Raw genomic sequence first — 15,763 nt, 5'->3', positions numbered from 1 at the left:
CATGAGCGAAACCCCGGCGGACAACGTCGTCCGCACGTACATCGAGACCCACCGCGGCGCCTTCCTCGACGACCTCGCCGAGTGGCTGCGCATTCCCTCCGTCTCGGCCCAGCCCGAGCACGCGGACGACGTACGTCGCAGCGCCGAATGGCTCGCCGCCAAGCTCAAGGAGACCGGCTTCCCGGTCACGGAGATCTGGCCGACCCCCGGCGCGCCCGCCGTCTTCGCCGAGTGGCCGAGCGCCGACCCGGACGCCCCGACCGTCCTCGTCTACGGGCACCACGACGTGCAGCCCGCCGCCGTCGCCGACGGCTGGCACACCGACCCGTTCGAGCCGGTGATCCGCGACGGCCGGATGTACGCGCGCGGCGCCGCCGACGACAAGGGCCAGGTCTTCTTCCACACCCTCGGCGTACGGGCCCACCTGGCCGCGACCGGCGCCGAGGCCCCGGCCGTGCACCTCAAGCTGATCGTCGAGGGCGAGGAGGAGTCGGGCTCCCCGCACTTCCGCGCCCTGGTCGAGCGCGAGGCGGAGCGCCTCGCGGCCGACGTCGTGATCGTCTCCGACACCGGCATGTGGTCCGAGACCACTCCCACCGTCTGCACCGGCATGCGCGGCGTCGCCGACTGCGAGATCGACCTCCACGGGCCCGACCAGGACATCCACTCCGGCGCCTTCGGCGGGGCCGTGCCCAACCCGGCCACCGTCGCCGCCCGCCTGGTGGCAGCGCTGCACGACGCCGACGAGCGGGTCACGATCCCCGGCTTCTACGACAACATCGCCGAGCTCACGGACGAGGAGCGGGCGCTGATCGCCGAGCTGCCGTTCGACGAGTCCGAGTGGCTGCGTACGGCCAAGTCGCACGCCGCCGCCGGCGAGAAGGGCTACTCCACCCTGGAGCGGGTCTGGGCCCGCCCGACCGCCGAGGTCAACGGCATCGGCGGCGGCTACCAGGGCCCCGGCGGCAAGACCATCGTGCCCGCCTCCGCCCACCTGAAGCTGTCGTTCCGCCTGGTGTCCGGGCAGGACCCGTACGAGATCGAGGCGGCCGTCCGGGACTGGGTCGCGGCGCGCATCCCGGAGGGGATCCGCCACTCCATCGTCTTCGGCGCCCCGACCCGGCCGTGCCTGACGCCGCTGGACCATCCGGCGCTGCAGTCCGTCGTGCGGGCCATGGGCCGCGCCTTCGGCGAGAAGGTCCGCTTCACCCGCGAGGGCGGCTCCGGACCGGCGGCGGACCTCCAGGACGTCCTGGACGCGCCCGTCCTGTTCCTCGGCATCTCCGTGCCGTCGGACGGCTGGCACTCGCCGAACGAGAAGGTCGAGCTGGACCTGCTCCTCAAGGGCGTCGAAACGGCCGCCCACCTGTGGGGCGACCTGGCCGCCCACCACGGGAAGCCCGCCTGACGCACGCACCCGCCACCGCACCGCACGCACCGAGACGTACCGAGACGTACCGAGACGTACCGAGTCAAGAGTCACGAGTCACTGAGCCTGCCTGTCCCACCACCGGGGGAGTTGGAAGTACCTGTGAGCACCCATACCGAGCAGCCGATCTCGCTCACCGCGCCCAGCGGAATCGACCGCGCCGCGCACCACCGCCTCGACGAGGCCTGGCTCGCCGCCGCCTGGAGCCACCCGACGACCCGCGTGTTCGTGGTCTCGGGCGGCCAGGTCCTGATCGACGACACCCCCGACGGGGAGACCGGGATCGTGATGACCCCGGCCTTCGAGGCCCCGGTCACCGAGACGCACCGCTACTTCCTCGGCACCGACGAGGACGGCGTACGGTACTTCGCACTCCAGAAGGACTCGCTGCCCGGCCGGATGGACCAGTCGGCCCGCGCGGCCGGCCTGCGCGAGGCCGGACTGCTGCTGTCCCCGCGCGACGCCGGGCTGATGGTGCACGCGGTGGCCCTGGAGAACTGGCAGCGGATGCACCGGTTCTGCTCCCGCTGCGGCGAGCGCACGGTGGTCGCGGCCGCCGGGCACATCCGGCGCTGCCCGGGCTGCGGCGCCGAGCACTACCCGCGCACCGACCCGGCGGTGATCATGCTGGTCACCGACGAGCACGACCGTGCGCTGCTGGGCCGGCAGGTGCACTGGCCGGAGGGGCGCTTCTCGACGCTGGCCGGGTTCGTGGAGCCGGGCGAGTCGATCGAGCAGTCGGTCGTGCGCGAGGTGTGGGAGGAGGCGGGCGTCAGGGTCGGCGAGGTCGAGTACGTCGCCAGCCAGCCCTGGCCGTTCCCGTACAGCCTGATGCTGGGCTTCACGGCGCGCGCCACCACCACCGAGATCACGGTCGACGGCGAGGAGATCCAGGAGGCCCGCTGGTTCTCCCGCGAGGAGCTGCGCGCGGCGTTCGAATCGGGCGCGATGGTCCCCCCGTCGGGGATCTCCATCGCGGCCCGCCTGGTCGAGCGCTGGTACGGAGAGCCGCTGCCGCGCCCGCTCGCGTAGGGCGCGGGACGGACGACGTAAGGCTTCTCACACAGCAGAAGGCCCCCGCCGCGGCGGGGGCCTTTCTGTTCACGCAGCTCGTGCAGCTCTGTTCACAGAGCGCGCTGAGCTGCGGTTCAGACGGCGAGGGCCTGCTTGACCTGGGCCAGGCTCGGGTTCGTCATGACGGCCTCGGTGCCGGCCGGGGACACCACGAGGACGGTCGGAACCGTCTGGTTGCCGCCGTTCGCCTTCTCGACGAACGCCGCGGACTCGGGGTCCAGCTCGATGTTGATCTCGTTGTACGCGATGCCTTCCCGGTCCAGCTGGGTCTTCAGCCGGCGGCAGTAGCCGCACCAGGTCGTGCTGTACATCGTGACGGAACCCGTGTCCTGCATGCTGCGCTCTCCTCTGTGGGGTCTGGGTGGTCCGAGTACTCGAACGTACGGGACCGCGGGGCCATTCCCGCACCCGCGGTACGGCTGGTACGTCAACTACGTCACGTCCGTCAAGGACGCCGGTACGAAGAATGCCCGCACCCTGTGGACAGGTTTCCCGTGCGCCTCTGCAGACCTGGCAGCATGGCGGGGTGACATCAGCAACGCACCTCTCATCCTTCCCTGCCGGAGCCGACTCGGCCGACGCGGTGCTCCTGGGCCTGGACCCGGAGCAGCGCGAGGTCGCGACGACCCTGCGCGGGCCGGTGTGCGTGCTGGCGGGCGCGGGGACGGGCAAGACCCGGGCGATCACCCACCGCATCGCCTACGGGGTCCGCTCCGGTCAGCTGATGCCGGCGAGCGTGCTGGCCGTCACGTTCACCAACCGCGCCGCAGGCGAGATGCGCGGCCGCCTGCGCTCCCTCGGCGCCGGCGGGGTGCAGGCGCGGACGTTCCACTCCGCCGCCCTGCGCCAGCTCCACTACTTCTGGCCCAGGGCGATCGGCGGCGAGATGCCCCGGCTCGTCGAGCGCAAGGTCCAGCTGGTCGCCGAGGCGGGCGCGCGCTGCCGCATCCGGCTCGACCGGGGCGAGCTGCGCGATGTCACCGGCGAGATCGAGTGGGCGAAGGTCACCCAGACCGTGCCCTCCGACTATCCGGCGGCCGCCCTGAAGACGGGCCGCGAAGCCCCCCGGGACATGGCGGAGATCGCCCAGATCTACGGGACGTACGAGCAGCTCAAGCGCGACCGCGGCATGATCGACTTCGAGGACGTGCTGCTGCTCACGGTCGGCATCCTCCAGGACCGGCACGACATCGCGGAGCAGATCCGCACCCAGTACCAGCACTTCGTGGTGGACGAGTACCAGGACGTCAGCCCGCTCCAGCAGCGGCTGCTCGACCTGTGGCTCGGCGAGCGCGACAGCCTCTGCGTCGTCGGCGACGCCAGCCAGACGATCTACTCCTTCACCGGGGCCACCCCGGACCACCTGCTGAACTTCCGCATCCGCTACCCGCAGGCCACCCTGGTCAAGCTGGTCCGGGACTACCGTTCCACCCCCCAGGTGGTCCACCTCGCCAACGGGCTCCTCGCCCAGGCCAAGGGCCGCGCCGCCGAACACCGGCTCGAGCTGGTCTCCCAGCGCGAGCCCGGCCCCGACCCGGTCTACGCCGAGTACCCCGACGAGCCCGCCGAGGCCGAGGGCGTCGCCATCCGGATCCGGGACCTGATCGCCGCGGGCGTCCCGGCCGGCGAGATCGCCGTGCTCTTCCGCATCAACGCCCAGTCCGAGGTCTACGAGCAGGCGCTCGCCGACGCCGGGGTCCCGTACCAGCTGCGCGGCGCCGAGCGCTTCTTCGAGCGGGGTGAGGTGCAGAAGGCGATCCTCGCCCTGCGCGGCGCCGCCCGCTCCGGCGGGAACGACCCGCTGCTCGACGACGTCGTCGAACTCGGCTCCCAGGTGCGGGCCGTGCTCAGCTCCACCGGCTGGACCAGCGAGCCGCCCGCCGGTTCCGGCGCGGTCCGCGACCAGTGGGAGTCCGTGGCCGCCCTGGTCCGGCTCGCGGAGGACTTCGCCCGGAGCCGTCCCGGGGCCACGCTGGCGGACCTGACCGTCGAGCTGGACGAGCGCCGGGCCGCCCAGCACGCCCCGACCGTCCAGGGCGTCACCCTCGCTTCGCTGCATGCGGCGAAGGGCCTGGAGTGGGACGCGGTGTTCCTGGCCGGCCTGACCGACGGCATGCTGCCGATCACGTACGCCAAGACCGAGGAGCAGGTGGAGGAGGAGCGCCGGCTGCTCTACGTCGGCGTCACGCGGGCGCGGCTGCACCTGACGCTGTCCTGGGCGCTCTCCCGGGCTCCGGGCGGCCGGGCCTCCCGACGCCCCAGCCGCTTCCTGAACGGGCTGCGGCCGGGCTCTGCGGCCCCGGGCGGCCGGGCGGGCGCCGCAGGCGCCACGGCCGAGCGGGGGCTCCGCAAGCGGGGCCGCCGCGGCCCGGCGCTGTGCCGGGTGTGCGGCAAGACCCTGACCGAGGCCGGCGAGCTGAAACTGATGCGCTGCGACGACTGCCCGTCCGACATGGACGAAGGCCTCTACGAGCGGCTGCGGGAGTGGCGCGCGGGGCAGGCGAAGGAGCAGGGGCTGCCCGCGTACTGCGTGTTCACGGACCGGACGCTCGTCGCGATCGCCGAGGCCGCGCCGTCCGAGGAGGGCGAGCTCTCGATGATCTCTGGAGTCGGCGGCCGCAAGCTCGACCGGTACGGGGCCGACGTCCTGGCCATCTGTGCAGGTCAGGAGCCTGGGGGCGCGGAAGCTGACGGCGCGTAGAAACTCGTCGGAAAAATAGTTTGCACATGCCCAGCGAATCCCCATAGGTTCTTAGCAACGGAAACGGTGGCTTCTCCGAAGCTCCGGATCCGTGCTGTACTTATCCGAATACGTATGGGACAGGCCCCCGGGCCCCGTCCCCGAGACGCCGAGAGGAGGCGAGACCAGTGACCAGCTTCATCACCAGCACCAAAATGACCGATCGCTCGGTCGCCGCTTCCTGCACGCTCGGCTCCTCCTCGCTCCTCCCGCTCCTGGGTACCGGTCTGTCTGCGATTTGCGCTGACAGCCGCGCCCTGCTGGCCGCGCCCGCCGCGCGCCTTGCGAGCGAGCGGAATGAGCGACCGACCCAGGCACCGGTGGCAGTACTGGAAGCCCAGGCGCATGGCGCCTATGGGTTTGCGGCCGCAGCCGGTGCCGGATCCCAGACGAAGCAGACGAAGCAGCAGCACCACCTGATGTGGGCCTTCCGCGGGCTCGAACCCTGGAGCGATCCAGCCTGATTCCAAGATCAGGCCGGCGCCTTCAGGGCCGCGGAACCCCACCCGGGATCCGCGGCCCTTCTGTTTGTCCCCGAACGGGGACGACGGCACGAAGGAGCCTCGGGACTGGCAAGACCAGTCGGTGTGAGACGTAGCCCAGCCGCCCCCGGCCGAACCCGGCCGGAACGACTAGCCAACAAGACGAGGAAGAAAACACCGTGCAACTCGAAGCGCACGCCCCGTCCGTACCGCAGACCCAGACGATCTCCCCGCCCGCAGTCCCGGAGGACTCCACCTTGACTCCCCTCACCGCGCTCACCGCGCTCGACGACGCCATCGAGAACCTCGGCGTACCCGTCGCCTGCCGTACCTACGACCCCGAGGTCTTCTTCGCCGAGTCCCCGGCGGACGTCGAGTACGCCAAGTCCCTGTGCGCCACCTGCCCGCTGGTCGAGGCCTGCCTCGCCGGTGCGGTCGAGCGCCGCGAGCCCTGGGGTGTCTGGGGTGGCGAGCTGTTCGTCCAGGGTGTCGTCGTAGCCCGGAAGCGCCCCCGTGGCCGTCCGCGCAAGAACCCGGTTGTTGCGGCATGACCGCCATCGGAACCATCGACCGCCCCGTGACGCACGACCCCTTGAAGCAGGCCTCCATGACCGCCCACACGACGAGCGAGCAGCCGTACGGCTCCGCCACCGCAGACTTCATCACCGCCGGCGCGATCACCTCGCGTCAGAACAGGACCCGTGAAATGCAACTCATCCCAGAAGCCCTGGCTCGTGCCCATATGGACGACCGCATGCGTGAGGTCGACGCCGAGCGCCAGGCCCTGCGCCTGGTCGCCGCCCGCCGCATGCAGCGGCGAGCCGAGCGCGTCTCGCTGCGCGCCCGGCGTGCACTCGCCATGGCGGTCATGCACTGATCAGCCGCTGAACTGCCGCTGACCAGCGGCGCAGCAGCGTACGGGGGGACCGGTCCGAACGGACCGGTCCCCCCGGTGCGTTGCGGACGGTTCTCCACCCCTTGCGGAGATATCGTCTGGAGGTGGACCAGCCGAATCCCCACCCCGCCCCGTCGGGACCCGAGGCCCAGCCCGTCGTCTGCGCGCGCTGCGGCAAGAAGGCACCCGACGGCGCCCCGCCCACCTGGACCTGCTCGGTGGAGAACGGGACCAGACAGTACTTCTGCGTCGACTGCGCGCGCGCCAACCTCAGGGCGATCGAGGGCCGCCTCGATTCGTCCTGGTGGTGACCTCGGGCGCTCAGGCCTCCTCGGGCAGGAACCCCGGGAGCCAGGACTCCAGTTCGCTGCGCAGCCGTACCGTCGCGCCCAGCTGGCAGAGCACGCCGATGGTGCTCAGCGTCACACGGTGGATCAGCAGGTACGAGGGCGGCAGATTGATCTGCCGGCCCAACTGGTGTGCGGGGGAACGGGGATCGGCGATCCGGGCCGCCTGACCGCGCAGCCACGGCCGCGTGAAGGTGAACTCCTCGGCCTGGGCGGGCTCGATGATGGGCAACAGGTAGTCCAGCACCGCCTCCGGGTCCAGTTCGATGGACTCCTTCACGAACCCCTCGGCGCACAGGTGCCCGTATATCCCCTCGGCATCGCCCTCGAGCGTCATCCGCAGCGACGTGCCGATGGGCTTGGGCCAGCCGCCGGGCAGGCGGTCGACGGTGCCGAAGTCCAGCACCCCGAGGCGCATCCGGCCGTCCGCCCCCGTCAGCAGACGGAAGTTGCCCGGGTGCGGGTCGGCGTGCAGCAGCCCGGTGCGGGCAGGCCCCGAGAAGAGGAACCTGGCCAGCAGCTGACCGGCGCCGTCGCGCTCCTCCTCGGTGCCGTCCGCTATCACCTCAGACAGCGGGGTCCCCTCCATCCACTCGGTCACCAGCACCTGGTCGCCCTGGTGCACGACGTCCGGTACGACGACGTCCTCGTCGCCCTCGAACGCGTCCGCGTGGATCCGCTGGGCCTCGGCCTCGAGCTCGTAGTCCAGCTCCTCCGCGACCCGGTCCCGCAACTCCTTGATCAGCGGCTTGACGTCCATGCCGGGAATCAGCGGCCCCAGCAGCCCGGCGAACCGCCCCAGTTGCCTCAGGTCCGACAGCAGAGCCTCGCCGGCCCCCGGGTACTGGACCTTCACCGCCACCTGCCGGCCGTCGTGCCACACCGCCCGGTGCACCTGCCCGATCGAGGCGGCCGCGGCCGGCTTGTCCTCGAACTCCTCGAACAGGTCCCGCCAGTCGGCGCCCAGCCGCTCCGCCAGCACCTGGTGCACCGTCTCGGCCGGCAGCGGCGGGGCCGCCTCCTGGAGCTTGGTCAGCGCAGCCCGGTACGGCCCGGCGACCTCCTCGGGCAGGGCCGACTCGAAGACCGAGAGCGCCTGCCCGAACTTCATGGCGCCGCCCTTCAACTCCCCGAGCGTGCGGAACAGCTGCTCGGCGGTCCGCTGCTGGAGCTCGCGCGCCACGATCTCCGCGGACTTGCCCCCGATCCGCTTCCCCAGCCCCCAGGTGACCCGGCCCGCGAAGCCGAGCGGCAGCGCGGCCAGCTTGACGGTACGGGTGACCGCCTTCCGGGGAAGATCAGACATATGCCCCTCCAGTTCCCAGACTGCTGTGCCGCAAGCGGCGGTTCAGATGACCCCTCGGCCACCCGCATCCTGTCATGGCGCCCCCACCCCACCCCGCCCGAGGCACCTGCTCCGGACCCGACACCGATCCAGCCACCGCCGGACGGCATACACCCCGATGGGACGGCATGACCGGACGGCGGACCGAGCCTTCACGACCCCGCCGCCTGCTCCGCCGGGACCCGGGCGGCCGCGCACGGGCAGGCGGCGTGGGGGTGTACTGGGGTCCGGTCCCAGTGGAGGGCCGGGAGGGCGGCCTCCCAGCGGGCGGCCGTGGAGGCGGGGAGTTCGCCGTCGAGGAAGGACAGGGCGTGCGCGGCGGCGAGGCCGGCCACCATCGTGGCCAGGCCCAGGTCGCAGGCCGCGGTGGAGCGGCGGCGGTGGGCCGAGCGCCATTGGACCAGCATCCGGGGCCATGCCGGGTCCGCCTCGACCCGGTCGCGTTCCATGCAGCCCGCGCACGCCGTGGCGCCCGGCAGCACCAGCGGCCCCACCAGCCCGGTGCCCTCCAGTACCCCGGCATACAGGTGCGGCGTGCCGGTGGCGATCCAGTCGGCCGCGAGGCCCGGATCCGGGGCCCACGCCTGCAGGCCGTCCCGGGGTGCGACCACCACCAGGGACACCCCCGGCTCGGGCCCCTCGTGCTCCGCGGTCCGCGGCGCGCGCCCCGGGGCCGATGCGCGGACCACCCCGGCCGCGGCCTCGGCCCGCAATCGGCCGATGCTGCCGGGCCCCAGTCCGCCCGGAGCCACATCCGCCGGCTCCACGCGGCCGCCGTCGAGGACCTCGACGCGGCCCACGCCGGCTCCTGCCAGGACCCCGGCGATCACCCCGCCCACGCGGCCGCTCCCGCGCACCTGGACCCGTATGGCCCGGCGCGCGGCGACTGCGCGCAAGTCCCCTCCCGGGTCGCGGTGGACCAGCGAGAGCGAGCCCAGATCGGGCCCGAGCCGCTCCAGGGTCTCCGGCCGCTTGCGCACCGCCTGGGCCCGCGGCCCGCCCGCGGTGGCATCGTCCAGCAGCCCGGCCGCCGCCAGCCTCCGCACCAGCGCGTCCACCTGACCCTCGGCCAGCCCCACGGCCGCCGCTTCCGCGCGCAGCAGTTCCATGCCCCGCGTCCCGTCGATCCGGTCGAGGAGCGATCCCGTCGCCGTGTCCACCGGGCCGAGCACCACCGCATGCGCGGGCGTCACCCCGAACTGCACCGTCTGCAGATCCCGCCAGGCCCTCGCCAGCGCCGGCTTCACCTTCGGATACATGACTTTCCCCCCTCGTACGAACTCCGCCTCTTTCCCTTCCCCCGCAGAGTGCCCGCCCGCCGCATTCCGTGCGCGCATTTGTCCACAGGCAAGGGTTATTAGGCATATGAGATGAAGAAAAAGGGTGTTTCTGTACCGGCTCCGAATCGATCATGTTCGAACCGTGGAGCAGGGCGACTTCCGCCACGGCGAGCGGGTACGGTCTTGGGCGTGTCCGCCGACCCACAGCAGCGCGCCGTCGAAGTCCGCCGGAGCGCGCGCCGCCGCAGGACCGTATCCGCCTATCGCGAGGGTGACCGTACGGTCGTCCTCATCCCTGCCCGGATGTCCGAGGCCGAGGAACAGCGATGGGTGGGGGTCATGCTCGACAAGCTGGCCGCGCAGGAGAGCAAGCGCACCCTCGGGGACGCGGAACTCACCGAGCGCGCCGAGCGTTTGTCCGAGCAGTACTTCAGCGCCCGTGCCCGCCCCCGCTCCGTGCGCTGGGTCACCAACCAGAACACCCGCTGGGGCTCCTGCACCCCGGCCGAAGGCAGCATCCGGCTGTCGCACCGCCTCCAGGGGATGCCGGAGTACGTCGTCGACTACGTGCTGCTCCACGAACTCGCCCACCTCCTCGTGCCCGGCCACGGCCCCCGCTTCTGGGAACTGCTCGAGGCCTACCCCCGCACCGAGCGGGCCCGCGGCTACCTCGAGGGAGTGGTCGCCGCCGAGCGCCTCCCCAAGGTCCCGGCGGCCCGCGAGGAATGACCCCGCCCGCGCACCGCCGGGCGCGGACGTATCGATATGTACCGGCTCGGTACCGGCTTGGCCGGATGTCGGCAGATGCGGCTAGCCTGAGCGGCACGCATTTCACTGTCGGGATGGGGGACGGTCGTTACGTATGGCCAGGGAATTCCAACGCGGTCACAAGGCCAAGATCAGCGATCTGACGGCAGGCACCGATCTGTACGTGGGTGTCCAGATCGCCGGCCCCGGACTCGCCTTCGACATCAGCTGCTTCGGACTCGACGCCAACGAGCAGTTGTCGGACGACCGCTACTTCGTCTTCTACAATCAGCCGAAGTCGCCTGAGGAGTCCATTCAGCAGCTCGGCACGCAGGCCGGCGACACCGAGTCCTTCCGGGTGACGCTGGACCGCGTTCCGGCGAGCATCCACAAGCTGTCCTTCACCGCCACGATCGACGGCGCCGGACAGATGTCGCAGATCGGCCCGGGTTACATCCGGATCGTGGCCGGCGGCGAGGAAGTCGTCCGGTATTCCTTCACGGGCGCGGAGTTCAGCACCGAGCGCGCGGTGATGCTCGGCGACTTCTACCTCAAGGACGTGTGGCGCTTCGCCGCCGTCGGCCAGGGCTTCGACGGCGGACTCGCCGCCCTGCTCAAGAACTTCGGCGGCGAGGTCGCCGAGGAGGACGAGGCGCAGGTCCAGCAGCAGCCGCAGGCCCAGGCCGGCGCCGCGCCGGGCTTCGCCCCGCCGCCGCAGGCAGCCGCCCCGGCGCCGTCCTTCGGAGCCCCGGTCCAAGCCCCGCAGGCACCCCAGGCACCCCAGGCACCTCAGCCCCCGCACGTCCCGCAGCCGGCCCCGGCCCCCGCCCCGCAGTACCAGCAGCCGGCCGCGCCCGCCCCGGTGCACACGGCCCCGACCATGGTCGGCCCGATCACCACCCCGCCGGCCCCCGCGCCGTACGGCCAGCCGCCCCACGCCCCGCAGCCGCCCGCCCCGCCGTCGTACGGGCAGCAGCCGCAGCCCTCGTACGGCCAGATGCCCGGCCAGGGCCAGGCCCCGCCGCCGGCCCCGGCCCCCGCGCCGTACGGGCAGCAGCCCCCCGGCTACGGCCAGGTCCCCGGCCAGCAGCCGCCCCCGTACGGCCAGGCGCCCGGGCAGATGCCCGGCCAGCAGCCCGGCTACGGCCAGGGCGCCCCGCAGGCCGCCGGCGCCGGTCTCGCCGCCGCCCTCCAGCCGTACAAGGAAGTCCCCACCGGCACCCGCTGGACCGCGCAGAACCAGCAGCTCATGCGGGTCGACCTGGCGATGGGCGGCCAGCCCGTCCTCGCCCGCCAGGGCAGCATGGTCCTCTACCAGGGCAAGGTCGACTTCAGTTACAAGGGCGCGGGCTTCGCCGGCCGCATCGTCGGCAACGCCACCGGCCAGGAGATGCAGCTGATGCGCTGCAGCGGCCGCGGCCAGGTCTTCCTCGCCGAGAACGGTGCACACCTCCACGCCATCGAGCTCCAGGGCGACGGGATCTGCGTCTCCGCCGAGAGCGTCCTCGCCTTCGACGAGTCGCTCCAGCACGAGGTCCGCCGCATCGAGGGCCACGGCATCCCCGGCGGAGCCCTGTTCACCATGCTGTTCCAGGGCTCCGGCACGGTGATCGTCAAGACGCACGGCACCCCGGTCGTGCTGCCCGTCACCCCGACCACCTTCGCCGACAGCAACGCCATCGTCGCGTGGTCCGCGGCCTCCCAGGTGATCGTCTCCAGCCAGGTCCGGCTGCGGCGCAACGCCTACCCCGGCCACAGCGGGGAGACCGTGAACCTCCAGTTCCGCGGCGCTCCCGGCAACTTCATCGTCGTCCAGCCGTACGAGGTCTGAGGGAGCCCGTCATGAACGCAATGAACCAGCAGCTCGCGGGCTACGCCCCCACCCCCGTCACGGCCCGCATGGAGAACCACGGCCGGGCCATGCTCAAGGTCGCCATGCAGAGCGGCCAGGACCTCTTCGCGCGCACCGGATCGATGGTCGCGTACGAGGGCTTCGTCCAGTACGAGCCGAATCCGCCGGCCCTGCGCCAGATGGCCTCGCAGTGGCTCACGGGCGAGGGCGCCCCGCTGATGAAGTGCACCGGCGACGGCCTGCTCTACCTCGCCGACTACGGCGCCGACGTCGTCGTGATCAACCTCAACAACGACGCGCTGTCGGTCAACGGCACCAACCTGCTCGCCTTCGACGCCCACCTCCAGTGGGGCGTCGAACGGGTCAAGGGCATGGCCAAGTTCGCCGGCCAGGGCCTGTTCAACGTGCAGGTCGCCGGCACCGGCTGGGTCGCGATCACCTCCCGCGGCACCCCGATCGTCGTCGACTGCGGCCGCGGCGAGGACGAGACGTACGTCGACCCCGATGCGCTCGTCGCCTGGTCCCCGAACCTCAAGGTGAAGGGCAAGCGCAGCTTCAAGGCCTCGTCGATGATCGGCCGGGGCAGCGGGGAGGCCTACCAGATGGCCTTTTCCGGCCAGGGCATCGTCGTCGTACAGCCCAGCGAGGACAGCACCGACCGGCTCCGGACCCGGGGCTGAGGGGGAGCGGACACATCATGCAGAGCGCACTTTTCGCCCACGCCGAGGCGCAGTCCCAGGAGCGGTACGCCGTCCAGAACCCGCAGCTGCTGCGGGTCACCCTGACCGGCTCCGACGACGTACTCGCCCGCAAGGGCGCGATGGTCGCCTACCAGGGGATCATCGACTTCGACGGCGAGTACCAGAGCACCACCCAGCGCACCGCCCGCGCCCGCACCGGGGAGGGCCTCGACCTGATGCGCTGCTCCGGGCAGGGCACGGTCTACCTGGCCAACCTCGCCCAGTACGTCCACGTCGTGGACGTGGACCAGGACGGCCTCACCGTCGACAGCAGCTACGTGCTGGCCCTGGACTCCACCCTGCACACCGAGGCGATCGCGGTGGACAGCCAGTACGGGATCTCCGGCTCCGGCAAGTACCAGCTCAACATCTCCGGCCGCGGCAAGGTCGCGCTGATGACCTCCGGGCAGCCGCTGATGATGCAGGTCACGCCCGACAAGTACGTCAACGCCGACGCGGACGCGATCGTCGCCTGGTCCACCTCGCTGCGCGTGCAGATGCAGGCCCAGACGCACTCCACCGGCGTCTGGCGGCGGCGCGGCAACACCGGCGAGGGCTGGGAGCTCAGCTTCCTCGGCACCGGCTTCGCGCTGGTGCAGCCGAGCGAGGTGCTGCCGCCGCAGAACGCCCAGCTCGGACAGGGCATCGCCGCGCAGTACGGCATGGGCCAGCACGGCGCCCACGCCCAGAACCAGAACAACGCCTGGAACTGAGCGGCCACACACGGAAGGGGCGGCTCCGCGGATGCGGGGCCGCCCCTTCCGGGCTGTTCCGAGGGCGTCAGAGCCGCGCTCGGGTCGCTTCCACCAGCCGGACGACCGAGGTGTCGGCCACCGCCGCCACCTCCTCGTACGGGAACCAGCGCACGTCCAGCGACTCCTCGCTGATCTCCGCCACCGCGCCGGCCGGCGCCAGCGCCGCGTACTGCACGTCCAGGTGCCAGTTGCACGGCGCCGGGATGGGGTGCCGGTCCAGCCGCACGGGGCCGCCCGGCAGCAGGGTCAGCCCGGACGCGATGCCCGACTCCTCGACGGCCTCGCGCAGCGCGGCCCCGGCGAGGGTGGTGTCCCCGGGCTCGCAGTGGCCGCCCATCTGGAGCCAGATGCCGAGCTTCTTGTGCAGGGTCAGCAGGACGCGCCCGCCCGCCGGGTCGATGACCAGCGCGCTGCCGGTGATGTGCCCGGCCTGGCAGGGCTTGTAGACCCCGTCGGGGTGAGCGGCCAGGTGCTCCAGGTAGAGGTCCCGCAGTTCGGGCTGGCGCTCGTAGTCCTTGAGGACCAGTACCGCGTCGTCGTACAGGCTCACTTCTTCGCTTCACCCTCGCCGTCGGAGTCGCCGTCGCCCTGCTTGCCCTGGTCGTCGGCCTGATCGCGCTTCTGCGCCGCTTCGCCGAGCATCTTGTCGATCTCGGAGAAGTCCAGCTGCTCGCGGTGCACGAACCCGTCCGGGTCGTCCAGGTCGGAGGCCGTCGGCAGCATGTCCGGGTGCTCCCACAGCCCGTCGCGGCCGTCCACGCCGCGCGCGTCGGTCAGCGAGGCCCACAGCCGCGAGGCGTCCCGCAGCCGGCGCGGGCGCAGCTCCAGCCCGATCAGCGTCGCGAAGGTCTGCTCCGCGGGGCCGCCCGAGGCGCGCCGCCGGCGCATGGTCTCGCGCATGGCGTCCGCCGAGGTCAGCCGGGGCTTGGCCGCCTCGTGCACGACCGCGTCCACCCAGCCCTCGACCAGCGCGAGCGCCGTCTCCAGGCGGGCCAGCGCGGCCTTCTGCTCCGGGGTGTCCTGCGGCTGGAACATGCCGCCCTGCAGGGCTTCCTGCAGCTGCTCCGGGTTCGACGGGTCGAGCTGGCCGACCACGTCCTCCAGCTTCGAGGTGTCGACCTTGATGCCCCGCGCGTACCCCTCGACCGCGCCGAGCAGGTGCGAGCGCAGCCACGGCACGTGCGCGAAGAGCCGGGCGTGGGCCGCCTCCCGCAGCGCCAGGTACAGCCGCACCTCCTCGGCGGGGACGCCCAGGTCCTTGCCGAAGCTCTCGATGTTCAGCGGCAGCAGGGCGGCCTTGCCGGCCGGCCCCAGCGGCAGGCCGATGTCGGTCGAGCCGACGACCTCGCCCGCGAGCACGCCCACGGCCTGGCCGATCTGCTGGCCGAACATGGCCCCGCCCATCGAACGCATCATGCCGAGCAGCGGGCCCGCCATGGCCTGCATCTCCTCGGGCAGGACGCTGCCCATGGCCGCGCCGACGCGCTCGGCGACCGGGTCGACGAGCTCCTTCCACACCGGGAGGGTCGCCTCGACCCACTCGGCGCGGCTCCACGCGACGGCCGTGGTGGCGCCCGAGGGCAGCGAGGTCACCCCGTCCAGCCAGTGGTCGGCGAGGCGCACGGCCTCCTCGACGGCGGACTTCTCGGCAACGCCGACGCTGGTGTCCTTCACCCCGTCCGCCGTGCCCTGGGCGACGGTCTGGCGGGCGATGTCCTTGGCCATGTCCCAGTTCACGGGACCGCCCTCGTAGCTGAGCATCTGGCCGAGCTGCTGGAAGGCCGCGCCCAGGTCGTTCGGGTTCATCGAACCGAACATCGCCGCGAACGGATTGTCCGCGCCGCCGGGGCCGCCGGCGCCGCCCGGCAGGCCCATGCCCGGGAACCCGAACGGATTCGGGCCGCCCTGACCGCCCTGATTGCCCTTCTTCTTGCCCTCGTCGCCGCTCTCCGGCTCCTCCGGCGGAAGGCCGAATCCGAATGGGGTGTCGCTCACGGGTTTCCTCGGCTCGTAGGGCCGCCGGCAGGGCCGACGGGAAATGGTCCGACAACACCACCCAGCGTAGACACCCCGCCCG

At 72.1% G+C, this 15,763-nt stretch carries 16 protein-coding genes; 11 read left to right on the top strand and 5 right to left on the bottom strand.

Annotation, left to right across the window (positions count from 1 at the left end; genetic code table 11):
* Position 1: 1 nt before the first annotated feature.
* Positions 2–1,408, top strand: coding sequence for a dipeptidase (locus AB5J51_RS15175; RefSeq protein WP_053784583.1), 1,407 nt, complete (start codon positions 2–4; stop codon positions 1,406–1,408).
* A 111-nt stretch (positions 1,409–1,519) separates the two neighbouring features.
* Positions 1,520–2,461: an NAD(+) diphosphatase gene (nudC, locus tag AB5J51_RS15170; RefSeq protein ID WP_053784584.1), complete on the top strand. Its 942-nt coding sequence runs from the start codon at positions 1,520–1,522 to the stop codon at positions 2,459–2,461.
* Positions 2,462–2,577: 116 nt separating this feature from the next.
* On the opposite strand, the gene AB5J51_RS15165 is transcribed toward nudC, so the two are convergent.
* Entirely contained in the window at positions 2,578–2,838 is a 261-nt protein-coding gene (locus AB5J51_RS15165; RefSeq protein ID WP_030291216.1) for a mycoredoxin, read from the bottom strand.
* A 131-nt stretch (positions 2,839–2,969) separates the two neighbouring features.
* On the opposite strand from AB5J51_RS15165, the gene AB5J51_RS15160 reads away from it, so the two are divergent.
* The 5 genes from AB5J51_RS15160 (at position 2,970) to AB5J51_RS15140 (ending at position 6,931) form a co-directional block, all read left to right on the top strand.
* Positions 2,970–5,204: an ATP-dependent DNA helicase UvrD2 gene (locus tag AB5J51_RS15160; protein ID WP_369777885.1), complete on the top strand. Its 2,235-nt coding sequence runs from the start codon at positions 2,970–2,972 to the stop codon at positions 5,202–5,204.
* A 167-nt stretch (positions 5,205–5,371) separates the two neighbouring features.
* A complete protein-coding gene (locus AB5J51_RS15155) occupies positions 5,372–5,707 on the top strand; it encodes a hypothetical protein (RefSeq protein ID WP_107093391.1) in 336 nt (111 codons plus the stop codon).
* Positions 5,708–5,904: 197 nt separating this feature from the next.
* The gene (locus AB5J51_RS15150; protein ID WP_030291222.1) at positions 5,905–6,276 is read left to right on the top strand and encodes a WhiB family transcriptional regulator; all 372 of its coding nucleotides are present in this window, start codon (positions 5,905–5,907) and stop codon (positions 6,274–6,276) included.
* Positions 6,273–6,602 (top strand): hypothetical protein, encoded by a 330-nt coding sequence (locus tag AB5J51_RS15145; RefSeq protein WP_053784586.1) that lies wholly within the window; start codon positions 6,273–6,275, stop codon positions 6,600–6,602. Before AB5J51_RS15150 ends, AB5J51_RS15145 begins: the two co-directional genes overlap by 4 nt.
* Positions 6,603–6,724: 122 nt before the next feature.
* Positions 6,725–6,931 (top strand): hypothetical protein, encoded by a 207-nt coding sequence (locus tag AB5J51_RS15140; protein WP_099889587.1) that lies wholly within the window; start codon positions 6,725–6,727, stop codon positions 6,929–6,931.
* A 10-nt stretch (positions 6,932–6,941) separates the two neighbouring features.
* Here the strand turns inward: AB5J51_RS15140 and AB5J51_RS15135 are convergent, their stop codons facing one another.
* A complete protein-coding gene (locus AB5J51_RS15135) occupies positions 6,942–8,273 on the bottom strand; it encodes an AarF/ABC1/UbiB kinase family protein (protein ID WP_053784588.1) in 1,332 nt (443 codons plus the stop codon).
* A 191-nt stretch (positions 8,274–8,464) separates the two neighbouring features.
* Positions 8,465–9,571, bottom strand: coding sequence for a ThiF family adenylyltransferase (locus AB5J51_RS15130; protein ID WP_053784589.1), 1,107 nt, complete (start codon positions 9,569–9,571; stop codon positions 8,465–8,467).
* A 111-nt stretch (positions 9,572–9,682) separates the two neighbouring features.
* Here AB5J51_RS15130 and AB5J51_RS15125 point away from each other — a divergent pair, with 111 nt between their 5' ends.
* From AB5J51_RS15125 to AB5J51_RS15110, 4 genes are all read left to right on the top strand, one after another.
* The gene (locus tag AB5J51_RS15125; RefSeq protein WP_369777884.1) at positions 9,683–10,321 is read left to right on the top strand and encodes a M48 family metallopeptidase; all 639 of its coding nucleotides are present in this window, start codon (positions 9,683–9,685) and stop codon (positions 10,319–10,321) included.
* Positions 10,322–10,454: 133 nt separating this feature from the next.
* Positions 10,455–12,170: a TerD family protein gene (locus AB5J51_RS15120; RefSeq protein ID WP_369777883.1), complete on the top strand. Its 1,716-nt coding sequence runs from the start codon at positions 10,455–10,457 to the stop codon at positions 12,168–12,170.
* A 20-nt stretch (positions 12,171–12,190) separates the two neighbouring features.
* Positions 12,191–12,871: an AIM24 family protein gene (locus tag AB5J51_RS15115; protein ID WP_030291234.1), complete on the top strand. Its 681-nt coding sequence runs from the start codon at positions 12,191–12,193 to the stop codon at positions 12,869–12,871.
* A 17-nt stretch (positions 12,872–12,888) separates the two neighbouring features.
* Positions 12,889–13,644 (top strand): AIM24 family protein, encoded by a 756-nt coding sequence (locus AB5J51_RS15110; protein WP_136224907.1) that lies wholly within the window; start codon positions 12,889–12,891, stop codon positions 13,642–13,644.
* Positions 13,645–13,711: 67 nt separating this feature from the next.
* On the opposite strand, the gene AB5J51_RS15105 is transcribed toward AB5J51_RS15110, so the two are convergent.
* Entirely contained in the window at positions 13,712–14,236 is a 525-nt protein-coding gene (locus tag AB5J51_RS15105; RefSeq protein WP_053784593.1) for an NUDIX hydrolase, read from the bottom strand.
* Positions 14,233–15,681, bottom strand: coding sequence for a zinc-dependent metalloprotease (locus AB5J51_RS15100; RefSeq protein WP_053784594.1), 1,449 nt, complete (start codon positions 15,679–15,681; stop codon positions 14,233–14,235). Before AB5J51_RS15100 ends, AB5J51_RS15105 begins: the two co-directional genes overlap by 4 nt.
* Between the last annotated feature and the right edge of the window lie 82 nt (positions 15,682–15,763).

The sequence above is a fragment of the Streptomyces sp. R33 genome (assembly GCF_041200175.1).
GTDB lineage: Bacteria > Actinomycetota > Actinomycetes > Streptomycetales > Streptomycetaceae > Streptomyces > Streptomyces katrae_B.
Note: the sequence above shows the minus strand (reverse complement) of the source record. Positions and strands in the feature narration are given on the sequence as shown.

Excerpts from the sequence above, each read along its gene's own strand:
- AB5J51_RS15175 (WP_053784583.1), top strand. The coding sequence starts at position 2 with ATGAGCGAAACCCCGGCGGACAACGTCGTCCGCACGTACATCGAGACC.
- AB5J51_RS15165 (WP_030291216.1), bottom strand. The coding sequence starts at position 2,838 with ATGCAGGACACGGGTTCCGTCACGATGTACAGCACGACCTGGTGCGGC.
- AB5J51_RS15160 (WP_369777885.1), top strand. The coding sequence starts at position 2,970 with ATGCCCGCACCCTGTGGACAGGTTTCCCGTGCGCCTCTGCAGACCTGG.
- AB5J51_RS15145 (WP_053784586.1), top strand. The coding sequence starts at position 6,273 with ATGACCGCCATCGGAACCATCGACCGCCCCGTGACGCACGACCCCTTG.
- AB5J51_RS15135 (WP_053784588.1), bottom strand. The coding sequence starts at position 8,273 with ATGTCTGATCTTCCCCGGAAGGCGGTCACCCGTACCGTCAAGCTGGCC.
- AB5J51_RS15130 (WP_053784589.1), bottom strand. The coding sequence starts at position 9,571 with ATGTATCCGAAGGTGAAGCCGGCGCTGGCGAGGGCCTGGCGGGATCTG.
- AB5J51_RS15125 (WP_369777884.1), top strand. The coding sequence starts at position 9,683 with ATGAAGAAAAAGGGTGTTTCTGTACCGGCTCCGAATCGATCATGTTCG.
- AB5J51_RS15120 (WP_369777883.1), top strand. The coding sequence starts at position 10,455 with ATGGCCAGGGAATTCCAACGCGGTCACAAGGCCAAGATCAGCGATCTG.
- AB5J51_RS15115 (WP_030291234.1), top strand. The coding sequence starts at position 12,191 with ATGAACCAGCAGCTCGCGGGCTACGCCCCCACCCCCGTCACGGCCCGC.
- AB5J51_RS15110 (WP_136224907.1), top strand. The coding sequence starts at position 12,889 with ATGCAGAGCGCACTTTTCGCCCACGCCGAGGCGCAGTCCCAGGAGCGG.